The organism is Pseudomonas sp. P1_F1_2, from assembly GCF_056405815.1.
Window position 1 is genome coordinate 44,371 of sequence record NZ_JBFUBK010000034.1, and the last position, 11,362, is coordinate 55,732.

9 protein-coding genes are annotated in these 11,362 nt (G+C 59.7%); all 9 read right to left on the minus strand.

All coding sequences use genetic code 11. The features are described 5' to 3' along the window. Positions 1-126: 126 nt before the first annotated feature. The 9 genes from hbdH to AC1D2P_RS12735 all read right to left on the minus strand — a co-directional run bounded on the left by hbdH (position 127) and on the right by AC1D2P_RS12735 (position 11,076). Positions 127-900, minus strand: a complete 774-nt coding sequence (gene hbdH / locus AC1D2P_RS12695; RefSeq protein ID WP_223524772.1) for a 3-hydroxybutyrate dehydrogenase — start codon at positions 898-900, stop codon at positions 127-129. A 7-nt stretch (positions 901-907) separates the two neighbouring features. After that, a complete protein-coding gene (locus tag AC1D2P_RS12700; protein WP_477757533.1) occupies positions 908-2,299 on the minus strand; it encodes a GntP family permease in 1,392 nt (463 codons plus the stop codon). A 286-nt stretch (positions 2,300-2,585) separates the two neighbouring features. After that, positions 2,586-4,001, minus strand: a complete 1,416-nt coding sequence (locus tag AC1D2P_RS12705) for a sigma-54 interaction domain-containing protein (protein WP_477811456.1) — start codon at positions 3,999-4,001, stop codon at positions 2,586-2,588. Between the two features lie 147 nt (positions 4,002-4,148). Continuing rightward, positions 4,149-5,723: an ABC transporter ATP-binding protein gene (locus AC1D2P_RS12710; RefSeq protein WP_477811457.1), complete on the minus strand. Its 1,575-nt coding sequence runs from the start codon at positions 5,721-5,723 to the stop codon at positions 4,149-4,151. 14 nt (positions 5,724-5,737) lie between these two features. Next, the gene (locus AC1D2P_RS12715; protein WP_477757535.1) at positions 5,738-6,760 is read right to left on the minus strand and encodes an ABC transporter permease; all 1,023 of its coding nucleotides are present in this window, start codon (positions 6,758-6,760) and stop codon (positions 5,738-5,740) included. After that, positions 6,760-7,821 carry a microcin C ABC transporter permease YejB gene (locus tag AC1D2P_RS12720; protein WP_109784720.1) on the minus strand — a complete coding sequence of 354 codons (1,062 nt, stop codon included), beginning with the start codon at positions 7,819-7,821 and terminating at the stop codon, positions 6,760-6,762. The genes AC1D2P_RS12715 and AC1D2P_RS12720 overlap by 1 nt, the downstream gene beginning before the upstream one ends. Then, complete coding sequence (locus AC1D2P_RS12725) at positions 7,821-9,686, minus strand: extracellular solute-binding protein (RefSeq protein WP_477757536.1); 1,866 nt, start codon at positions 9,684-9,686, stop codon at positions 7,821-7,823. The genes AC1D2P_RS12720 and AC1D2P_RS12725 overlap by 1 nt, the downstream gene beginning before the upstream one ends. 136 nt (positions 9,687-9,822) lie before the next feature. Further along, positions 9,823-10,104 (minus strand): peptidylprolyl isomerase, encoded by a 282-nt coding sequence (locus AC1D2P_RS12730; RefSeq protein WP_046027422.1) that lies wholly within the window; start codon positions 10,102-10,104, stop codon positions 9,823-9,825. A 90-nt stretch (positions 10,105-10,194) separates the two neighbouring features. Then, positions 10,195-11,076: a lipase family alpha/beta hydrolase gene (locus AC1D2P_RS12735; protein WP_477757537.1), complete on the minus strand. Its 882-nt coding sequence runs from the start codon at positions 11,074-11,076 to the stop codon at positions 10,195-10,197. Positions 11,077-11,362: the final 286 nt, after the last annotated feature.

Here is an 11,362-nt window from a genome sequence, read left to right on the forward strand (position 1 = left end):
CCTCTTCTTCTCTCGTTCCCACGCTCCGCGTGGGAATGCCTCAACGGACGCTCCGCGTTCGGCACTTGGGACGCAGAGCGTCCCGGGCTGCATTCCCACGCAGAGCGTGGGAACGATCAGGGTGGGTTACTGCGCCAACCACCCGCCATCAATATTCCACGCCGCGCCACGTACCTGGCTGCCGGCTTCGCTGCACAAAAACAGCACCAGTTCACCCAGTTGCGGCGGCGTCACGAACTCCAGCGACGGCTGCTTCTCGGCCAGTAAATCATGCTGCGCCTGTTGCGGATCAACCCCGGTCGCGGCGCGGTCATCAATCTGCTTCTGCACCAGCGGCGTCAGCACCCATCCCGGGCAAATCGCGTTACAGGTGACGTGGGTCGTCGCGGTTTCCAGGCCGACCACTTTGGTCAAGCCGATCACTCCATGCTTGGCGGCGACGTAGGCAGCCTTGCCCGTCGACCCGACCTGGCCATGCACCGAGGCGATGTTGATGATCCGCCCCCAATTCTTGGCCCGCATGCGCGGCAGGCACAGGCGGGTGCTGTGAAACACCGACGACAGGTTGATCGCGATAATCGAATCCCAGCGTTCCACCGGAAACTCTTCCACCGGCGCCACATGCTGGATGCCAGCGTTGTTGACCAGAATGTCGATGCCACCGAACTCACGGTCGGCATAAGCGACCATGTCGGCAATCTGCGCCGGGTCGCTGACGTCGGCCGGATGATGACCGACCTTGCCGCCGAACTGCTGGACTTCGGCAATCACCTTGGAGGCGTCGCCGAAACCATTGAGCACCACGTTCGCGCCAGCCTTGGCCAGGCTGAGCGCGATGCCCAGGCCGATGCCGCTGGTAGAACCGGTGACCAGCGCAGTTTTGCCTGTAAGAGTCGTCATGAATACCTCACACAATGCCAGTGGCGTAGAAAGTGCCGATGACCACGAAGACCGCCAGGGTCTTGATCAGCGTAATACAGAAAATGTCTTTGTAGGCCTCGCGGTGCGTCAGGCCGGTGACCGCCAGCAACGTGATCACGGCGCCGTTGTGCGGCAGGGTGTCCATGCCGCCACTGGCCATCGCGGCCACACGGTGCAGCACTTCCAGCGGAATGTTGGCTGCATGGGCAGCGGCGATGAAGTCATTGGCCATGGCCGCCAGCGCAATGCTCATGCCGCCCGACGCAGAACCGGTGATGCCGGCCAGCAAGGTCACGGTAATCGCTTCATTGACCAGCGGGTTGGGGATGCTCTTGAGCCAGTCGGCCAGCACCAGGAAGCCTGGCAACGAGGCGATCACCGCGCCGAAGCCGTATTCCGAAGCGGTGTTCATCGCCGCGAGCAACGAACCGCTGACTGCACTTCGGCTGCCTTCAGCCAACTTGCCGCGAATCGCCTGGAAGCCGAACACCAGCACCATGATGATGCCGACCAGCAAGGCTGCCTGAACCGCCCAAATCGCGGTGAGCTTGGAGATATCGGTGGTGACCGGCGCCGCCATACCCGGCAGCGCGAGGCTGTGGGTCTTGCCGTACCACTGCGGAATCCACTGGGTAAACAGCAGGTTCATGATGCCGACGGCCAGTAGCGGCGACAGGGCGATCCACGGGTTGGGCAGCTTGATGTCGGCAGCAGTTTCCGGCTCGTTGCGCAGTTCGGTGCCATAACCTTCACCGGCAAGCTGAGCCTTGTTGCGCTGGCGCTGAAGAAACAGCATGCCCGCGCAGAACACGAAGATCGCGCCGATCACACCCAACCACGGCGCCGCCCACGCGGTCGTGTTGAAGAAGGTGCTGGGGATGATGTTCTGTATTTGCGGAGTGCCGGGCAGGGCGTCCATGGTGAACGAGAATGCGCCGAGGGCGATGGTTGCCGGGATCAAACGCTTGGGGATGTTGCTCTGGCGGAACATTTCGGCGGCAAACGGATACACCGCGAAGACCACCACAAACAGCGACACGCCGCCGTATGTCAGCAGGGCGCAGACCAGCACAATCACCAGCATCGCCTGGCGCGTGCCGAGCAGGCGAATAGCAGCGGCGACGATGGAGCGCGAAAAACCGGACAACTCGATCAGTTTGCCGAACACCGCACCGAGCAGGAACACCGGGAAATACAGTTTGATGAAGCCGACCATTTTCTCCATGAACACCCCGGTAAAGGCTGGGGCGACGGCGGAAGGGTCAGTGAGCAGGACGGCGCCGAGGGCGGCAATCGGGGCAAAAAGGATAACGCTATAGCCACGGTAAGCAGCCAGCATCAACAGCGCGAGCGCTGCCAAGGCAATGATCACACTCATGGTGTGTCTCCTGGATTGTTATTTTTGTAGGGTAGATCTGTTGTGGAAAAGGCCTATAGCGAGATTCGTGCCAGAGGCTAGAGGCCTTGAAATACAAGGGGGTGTGCCGGAAATGGTGCGGGTATCTGGAGGGCGTGTCTCTACATTGAGACTTGTTTGGCAGTGATGGCCTCATCGCGGGCAAGCCCGCTCCCACAGTTTGACGGCGTTCTCCTGAAAAATAGCTGACCCTGTGGGAGCGGGCTTGCTCGCGAAGGTCTGTCTAATAATTGAGATTCGTGTCTCTTTATAGAGACTCGTCAATCCCGAGCGCCACCATCTTCTTGTACAACGTCGACCGACCCAACCCCAGCCGCGCCGCAGTTTCAATCACCTTGCCCCCGCATTGCGCGAGTGCGGACTCAATCAACTGCCGGTCAAACCGCTCCCGAGCCTGGCTAAACGTCTCGTGCGCAACCGGCTCAATCATCAGCGGTGCCGCTCGCTCCACCGGCGTGAAGGTGCCAATCGCCGCACGAATCTCGTCGGCAYCCAGCAGCAGATCATCACTGAGCAACGCCGCCCGCTCCAGGACGTTGCGCAGTTCTCGAATGTTCCCCGGCCATGCGTGCTGGCCCAACACCTCCAGCGCCTCGCGGTTCAGTTCATGCTGACTGCGCAGCTCCTCAAGAATCGCTTCGCTGAGTGCCGGCAGGTCATCGAGGCGTTCACGCAGCGGCGGCACGTGGATGGGCAGCACGTTGAGGCGGTAGTACAAATCCGCGCGAAACTCGCCGCGTTTGATCGCGGCCTCAAGGTCCGTGGAGGTCGCGGCAATCACCCGCACATCACTCTGGATCACTTCGTTGGAACCGACCGGCTCGAATTCCTTTTCCTGCAAAACCCGTAGCAATTTGCTTTGCAGCGGCAGCGGCATGTCGCCGATTTCATCGAGAAACAAGGTGCCGCCCTGGGCGATCTGCAATTTTCCGGCGCGGCCCTTGCGGTCGGCACCGGTGAAGGCGCCGGGGGCGGTGCCGAAGAATTCCGCTTCCAGCAACGATTCGGGAATCGCCGCGCTGTTGATGCTGACGAAGGCTTTATGTGCACGCGGCGAAGCACCATGGATCGCCTGCGCCAGCAGTTCCTTGCCGGTGCCGGTTTCTCCGAGCAGCAACACCGGCGAGTCGGCACTGGCGCTGCGCCGGGCCCGGCGTTTGACTTCCAGGCTGGCGGCGCTGGTGCCGATGAAGTGGGCGAAATTGTATTTGGTTTGCCGCGCCCGCAGCAGCGAGCGGGTGGACGCCAGTTCTTCCTGCATGCTCATGTAGCGCTTGAGCATCGGCGACAGGCTGCGCAATTCGTCGAACAGGGCAAAACCGATCGCGCCGATCACCACACCGGCATCGTCATGGATCGGCAGGCGCATGACCACCAGCGGCTCTTTCGGCGTGTCCTGCATGTCCAACAAAATCSGGCGCCCGGTGCGCACCACTTCACGCAAAAGACTGCCGGGGATCACGCTTTCGCAGGCCTTGCCGATGGCGCCTTGCGCCGATTCCAGACCGAAACGCCGGGCGTAACGCTCGTTCATCCACACGATGTTCGCATCGCGGTCGACAATCACCGTGCCTTCACTGGACTGCTCGATGATCTCGAACAGCGAACGGATCGCCAGCAGACGGACCCGTTGGTAATCCTTGAGGCTTTCGGTGGTGTTCATGGGTTTTATATCCAGAAAGTGTGGTGTCTGGGGCGGGCCTCATCGCGGGCAAGCCCGGCTCCCACAGGTCTAACGCCGTACAACCTGTAGGAGCCGAGCTTGCTCGCGATGCGGGCGACGCGGTCTCACTGCCTGTTGAAATGATGCCTACCGCGGATGCGCCGCCGCCAAAAGCTCTTTGGTGTACGGATGCTGCGGCGAATCGAACACATCATGGCTGGCGCCGCTTTCCACCACTTTGCCGTCCTTGATCACAATCATGTCATGGGCCAGGGCTCGCACCACCGCCAGGTCGTGACTGATGAACAGGTACGTCAGGCCATGTTTTTCCTGAAGCTGGCGGAGCAGGGCGACCACTTGTTTTTGTACCGTGCGGTCCAKCGCCGAGGTCGGTTCGTCCAGCAGGATCAGCGCCGGTTTGAGCACCAGCGCCCGGGCAATCGCGATGCGCTGACGTTGGCCGCCGGAAAATTCGTGCGGATAGCGATGGCGACTTTGCGGGTCGAGGCCGACTTCTTCCAGTGCCCGAATCACTTCGGCCTTGCACTGTTCGTCGGTCAACTGGCTGTGTACCTCAAGGCCTTCGCTGATGATCTGTGCCACCGACATGCGTGGGCTGAGGCTGCCATAAGGGTCCTGGAACACCACCTGCATTTTCTTGCGCCATGGTCGCATTTGTTTTTGCGTCAGGCCATCCAGTGCCTCGCCCTGAAAGCGAATGCTGCCTTGGGAGTCGAGCAAGCGCAGGATCGCCTGGCCTAGTGTCGACTTGCCCGAACCGGACTCACCGACGATGCCCAGCGTCTTGCCGCGCTGAATGTTGAGGCTGATGCCGTCCACGGCATTGAGGTAAGTCTTGCGCTGAAACAAACCACCGCCGAGAGCGAACTGCACGCGCAGGTTGTCCACTTCCAGTACGTTCTCGCGCTCATCACGGGGCAGGGCTTCACCCTCCGGCTCGGCATTGAGCAGGATGCGGCTGTAAGGGTGTTTTGGCTCGGTAAAAATCGTTTCGCACGTGGCCTGCTCGACGATTTCCCCGGCCTTCATCACGCAAACACGCTGGGCAATGCTGCGCACCAGGTTGAGGTCATGGCTGATCAGCAGCAGCGACATGCCGAGCCGGTGTTGCAGCGATTTGAGCAGGATCAGAATCTTGCGCTGCACTGTGACGTCCAGCGCCGTGGTCGGTTCGTCGGCAATCAGCAACTCAGGCTCACAGGCCAGGGCCATCGCAATCATCACGCGCTGACGCTGACCACCCGAGAGTTGATGGGGGTAAGCCTTGAGCCGCTCCTTGGGCTTTTGAATGCCGACAAGGTGCAGCAACTCAAGGATCCGCGCTTGCGCCGGTTTACCGGTCAGGCCTTTGTGCAGAAGCAGGGTTTCGCCGATCTGCTTTTCGATGCTGTGCAGCGGATTGAGCGACGTCATCGGCTCCTGGAAAATCATCGCGATCCGGTTGCCGCGCAGTTCCCGCAGCACTTTGGGCGTCGCGCCGAGCAATTCCCTGCCGCGATAACGAATGCTGCCGGTGGACTCGGTGCCGGTTTCGGGCAGCAGTTGCAGGATCGAATGGGCGGTCACCGATTTACCGGACCCCGACTCGCCGACCAGCGCCAGGCATTCACCGGGGCGGATGTCCAGGCACAGCTTGCTCACCACGGTTTCACCACTGAAGGCGACGCTGAGGTCACGGATTTCGATCAGGTTGGTACTCATATCAACAGTCCGCGTCAGGATCTCGGATCGAAAGCATCACGTAATGCCTCGCCGATAAACACCAGTAAAGAAAGAATCAATGCCAGGGTGAAAAACGCCGTCAATCCCAGCCACGGCGCCTGCAGGTTCTGCTTGCCCTGGCCGATCAATTCGCCCAGCGATGCGCTGCCCGCTGGCATGCCGAAACCCAGGAAATCCAGGGCCGTCAGGGTGGAAATCGCCCCGGTGAGAATGAACGGCAGGTAACTCAGGGTCGCGTTCATCGCGTTGGGCAGAATGTGCCGCACGATCACTTTGCGATCCGTCAGGCCCAACGCCCGGGCGGCTTTGACGTATTCCAGGTTGCGCCCTCGAAGGAATTCGGCGCGCACCACGTCGACCAGTGCCAGCCAGGAAAACAGCGCCATGATCCCCAGCAGCCACCAGAAATTCGGTTCGACAAACCCCGAGAGAATGATCAGCAGGTACAGCACCGGCAACCCGGACCAGACTTCCAGCAAGCGCTGGCCGATCAAGTCGACCCAGCCGCCGTAATAACCTTGAAGCGCCCCGGCGGCAATGCCGATCAGGGCGCTGACAAAGGTCAGCATCAACGCAAACAGGATTGACACTCGGGCGCCGAAAATCAACCGGGCCAATACGTCCCGGGCCTGATCGTCGGTGCCCAGCCAGTTCACATCCGAGGGTGGGCTCGGCGCGGGTTTGTTGAGGTCGTAATTGGGTGTGTCGTCACTGAACGGGATCGGCGGGAACAGCATCCAGCCGCCATCCTGTTTGATCAGCTTTTGCACATAGTCGCTGCGGTAATCCGCCTGGAACGGCAATTGCCCACCGAACTCCTGCTCGGTGTGGCGTTTGAACACCGGGAAATACCATTGCCCCTGATAGCTGACCACCAGCGGCTTGTCGTTGGCGATCAACTCGCCACCCAGCGTCAGCATAAAAAGACCGATGAACAACCACAGCGACCACCAGCCCCGGCGGTTTTTCTTGAAGCGCTCAAAACGGCGTCGACCCAACGGCGAGAGCTTGAACATCAGGCATTCCTCGCGGCGAAGTCGATACGCGGGTCGACCAGGGTGTAGCAGAGGTCGCCGACGAGTTTTATCAAGAGCCCGAACAAGGTGAAGATAAACAGCGAACCGAACACCACCGGATAGTCTCGGGAGACCGCGGCTTCATAGCTCATGCGGCCCAGGCCATCGAGTGAGAAAATCACTTCGATCAGCAAGGAACCGGCGAAAAACACACTGATGAATGCCTGCGGAATACCCGACACCACCAGCAGCATCGCATTGCGGAACACGTGCCCATAAAGCACCCGGCGCTCGCTCATGCCTTTGGCGCGGGCAGTGATCACGTACTGGCGGGTGATTTCATTGAGGAACGAGTTCTTGGTGAGGATGGTCAGCGTGGCAAATCCGCCAATGACCAGCGATGTGACTGGCAACACCAGGTGCCAGAAGTAGTCGGCGATTTTGCCCACGGTCGACAGGGACTCGAAATTGTCCGAGACCAGCCCGCGCACCGGGAACCAGTTCAGCGAAGTGCCTCCGGCAAACACCACGATCAGGAACATGGCGAACAGGAACGCCGGCATTGCGTAACCGATGATGATCGCGGTGCTGCTCCAGATATCGAAATGGCTGCCGTGGTGCACGGCCTTGCGGATGCCCAGGGGGATCGACACCAGATAAGTGATCAGCGTCGCCCACAGGCCGAGGGAGATGGTCACCGGCATTTTTTCCAGGATCAGGTCAGTGACCGTGGCGCCCCGGAAAAAGCTTTTACCGAAGTCCAGCCTGGCGTAACTGGTGAGCATCAGCCACAGGCGCTCATGGGCGGGTTTGTCGAAACCGTATTGCTTTTCGATGTCCTTGATCAGTTGCGGGTCGAGCCCGCGACTGGCGCGCGAAGTGCCGGTCATGCGTTCACCGGCGCCGCCGCCGACGGTCGCGCCGCCGATGCCTTGCAGGTGCGCAATCGCCTGTTCCACCGGACCGCCCGGCGCGGCTTGGACGATGATGAAGTTGACCAACAGGATGATCACCAGCGTCGGGATGATCAGCAGCAAGCGCCGCAGTGTGTAAGCCCACATCAATGCGGCCCTCCGGGTTTGCCACGACTGATTTGCTCAGCCGTCATTTGCTGGTTGGTCAGCGCGGTGGTGCTTATTTCCCACCAGCTCTCGATGGCTTCGTCATTGCTGGCCTGCACGTTGGGCCGGCCGAACCGGTTCCACCAGACGGTCGATGTGCCCGGTGGGTAATAGTTGGGAATCCAGTAGTAGTTCCATTGCAGTACCCGGTCGAGTGCGTGGGCGTAGCGCAGCATTTCCGGCTGGGTGGTGGCGCGGACCAGTCCGGTGATCAAGGTATCGACCGCCGGATTCTTCAGCACCATGTAGTTGTTGGCACCGGGGTCGTTGGCCGAGATCGAGCCGAAGTAATTGAACAACTCGCCGCCGGGTGAGGTGGTGACCGGGTAGCCGGTGACGATCATGTCGTAGTCGCGGCTCATCAGGCGATTCACGTATTGGGACGAATCGATCCGGCGGATGTTCAGGTCGATACCGATCTGTTTCAGAGTGCGCTTATAAGGCAGCAGCAAACGGTCCATGCCGTTCTGGCTGACCAGGAAAGTGAAGCTCAGCGGCTCGCCTTCGGCGTTGACCAGTTGATCGCCATCGGGTTTCCAGCCGGCCTGTCCGAGCAGGTCCAGTGCTTGTAATTGCTTGTCGCGAATCACACCGCTGCCATCGGTTTTCGGTGCTTCGAAGACCTTGGTGAACACCTCGTCCGGGATCTGGCCGCGCAACGGCTCAAGAATGGCCAGTTCCGCTTTATCAGGCAGTTGCCGCGCAGCCAGGTCGGTGTTGGAAAAGAAACTCTGCTGGCGAATGTACATGTCGCGCATCATCTGCCGGTTGCTCCATTCGAAATCCCAGAGCATGATCAGGGCCTGACGCACGCGGCGATCCTGGAACATCGGGTTTTGCAGGTTGAAGACAAACCCTTGGGCCGGTTGCGGCGCGTCGGTTGCCAGGTGCGCCTTTTGCAGGCGACCGTCGCTCAAGGCCGGGCTGTCGTAGCCGATGGAGTAGCCGGTGGCGGAGAATTCGCGGTTGTAGTCATAAGCACCGCCGCGCAACACCTGGCGCGCCACGTCGGTGTCGCCGAAGTACTCGATGCTGAAATGATCGAAGTTGTACAGGCCACGGCTGACCGGTAAGTCTTTGCCCCACCAATTGGCGTCGCGCTCGAAAGTGATGCTGCGACCGGAATCGACTTTGCTCACTTTATAAGGGCCGCTGCCCAAAGGGGCCTCGTAGCCGCCGCCATTGGCGAAGTCGCGGCTCTTCCACCAATGCTCGGGAAACACCGGCAGTGTTGCGATGTCGAGGGGCAGGGTGCGGTTTTCATTGCTTTTGAAGTCGAACCGGACGATCAGGGGTGACTCGACTTCCACGCCTTTGACGTCAGCGAATTGGGTGCGATAGCGCAGGCTGCCTTGGGTCATCAACAAGTCGAAGGTGTAGCGCACGTCTTCTGCCGTGATCGGTTTGCCATCGGCAAAGCGGGCCTTGGGGTTGAGATAGAAGCGCAGAAACAGGCCGTCGTCCGAGCGCTCCATCTTTTGTGCGACGAGGCCGTATACGGTGTAAGGCTCATCCAGCGAGCGCTGGGCCAGCGGCGAGTAGAGCAAACCGTCAATTTGCGTCACGCCGATACCCTTGTCGATGTACGGCAGCATATGGTCGAAATGACCGATTTCGATTGCCGAACGTCGCATCGTGCCGCCCTTGGGCGCCTGTGGGTTGGTGTAGGCAAAATGACTGAAGCCGGCGGGATACTTCGCGGGTTCGCCGTACACGGTCAACGCATGTTGCGGTGCAGCATTCACACCGGCGGCCAATAGCAGCGCCACGGCAGTGAACAATAATGTGGGGAAAGCCAGTCGCATTGTCAGCCTTAGAGCCGGAGGATCGAAAAGCACAATTTGTACGCTAGCGGCGCGTCCCTCGCCAGCCTAAAAACGTATCCGAAACAGAACGGCCCGCCAGTTGGCGGGCCGTTGCACGTAAAGCCTGGCGGATCGATCAGTCCTGACGACTGGTCACTTCCAGCAGGTGATAACCAAATTGGGTTTTCACCGGGCCTTGTACGACATTGATTGGAGCGCTGAACACGACGGAGTCGAATTCCTTGACCATCTGGCCTGGACCGAACGAACCCAGGTCGCCGCCCTGACGGCTGGACGGGCAGGTGGAGTTGGCTTTGGCGACTTCGGCGAAATCAGCGCCGCCTTCGATTTGGGCTTTGAGTTCGTTGCACTTGGCTTCCGAGGCAACCAGGATGTGACGGGCAGTGGCTTTGGCCATGGGAAATACTCCTTTCAATAATCTGCGTACAGTAAAGTGCGCAGACTACCGGATTCAGTGCTCCATTTCTTGTCAAAAGTTCCGTACGGTTCAAAGGCCGGCGTTTCTCAGGCGCTCGGCATGTTGGACATACAATGCCGCAGGGTCGATGCCTTTGCGACCAGGACTGGCGGTGTGACCCAGGCTGCTCAAATGATCCAGGGAATAGTCGGAGCGGATCACTTTTCCCAAATGTGAACTGTAGCGGCCGACCATGCCGTCATTTTGCTCCGCTTCAGTCGTGAAGTATTGGGAAAAGGCGCGGAGGAACCCGTGCAACGGATCGAGCGCATCCAGTCCCTCATCGAGCCTGTTTCCCTGCAACGTTCCGCTCCAGGAGTAGTACCGCACGCCGTTGACCAGTTCGCGCCCTTTGCCGCCCCAGGTCCTCGGCAACCCTTGAGGGAACTTGTCGTTGAAAGCGCCTACGCCTTCAGTGGTCAGAGCATTAAGCGCAGCGACAGCGTTTTGTGGCAGGTGCACGTTGCCGCTGAGTAACGACACAAAATCGGCGAACAGCGTCGCAATCGTTGCTGCGACATGTTCCGGCAGCCGCCCGGGCGTCAGCGCCTTGCGCAGGAAGTCGGCCAGTTCCGAGCCGTGGTTCGGTCCACTGACCGAGGTGACCGAAGCAATCAAATGGGGGGCTATGGCCGCCGCATAGCGTGCCGCCAATGCCCCTTGGCTGTGGCCGATCAAGTTGACCTTGCCGGCGCCGGTTCCTTCCAGGACCCGATTGATCTGTGCCAAGAGTTGGTCACCACGTGCTTCGTTGCTATGGGTAGCCGAGAGGTGAGGGATGAACACCCTGGCCCCCGCACTTCGCAGGGATTGCTTGACGTTATGGAAGAGTTCGTTTGTGCCGATCCGATCAAAGCCGAAGAGCCCATGGACCAGCAGGATAGGGTACTGGGTGGTAGCGTTCCGTAGCATGTTGATTCCTTTTTCGCAGTCGTTCAGAGGTGAGCAGATGGGCCCACTCTAAAGCACCCCAACGGTTCGGCGATGTATGAAGAATCCGCTGTAAGCTGATGAAAAARGTATAGAAAAAGTAGGAAAGTTCGAATGTGTTTGAGGTCTTGTTCGGAATATTTCGACATCTATTTATCTGTAACAACGCGTTGTTCCGCGATGGCCTACTCAGGAAACACCTTTACCTGTCAGCAATGTCCCTGTTTATGCCATAACGCAATCTGTAGCAGCTGGCGAAGCCTGCGTT

What these genes read in the sequence shown, in the direction of transcription:
- AC1D2P_RS12700 (WP_477757533.1), bottom strand. Translation starts at nt 2,299, where the DNA reads ATGAGTGTGATCATTGCCTTGGCAGCGCTCGCGCTGTTGATGCTGGCT.
- hbdH (WP_223524772.1), bottom strand. Translation starts at nt 900, where the DNA reads ATGACGACTCTTACAGGCAAAACTGCGCTGGTCACCGGTTCTACCAGC.
- AC1D2P_RS12730 (WP_046027422.1), bottom strand. Translation starts at nt 10,104, where the DNA reads ATGGCCAAAGCCACTGCCCGTCACATCCTGGTTGCCTCGGAAGCCAAG.
- AC1D2P_RS12720 (WP_109784720.1), bottom strand. Translation starts at nt 7,821, where the DNA reads ATGTGGGCTTACACACTGCGGCGCTTGCTGCTGATCATCCCGACGCTG.
- AC1D2P_RS12725 (WP_477757536.1), bottom strand. Translation starts at nt 9,686, where the DNA reads ATGCGACTGGCTTTCCCCACATTATTGTTCACTGCCGTGGCGCTGCTA.
- AC1D2P_RS12715 (WP_477757535.1), bottom strand. Translation starts at nt 6,760, where the DNA reads ATGTTCAAGCTCTCGCCGTTGGGTCGACGCCGTTTTGAGCGCTTCAAG.
- AC1D2P_RS12735 (WP_477757537.1), bottom strand. Translation starts at nt 11,076, where the DNA reads ATGCTACGGAACGCTACCACCCAGTACCCTATCCTGCTGGTCCATGGG.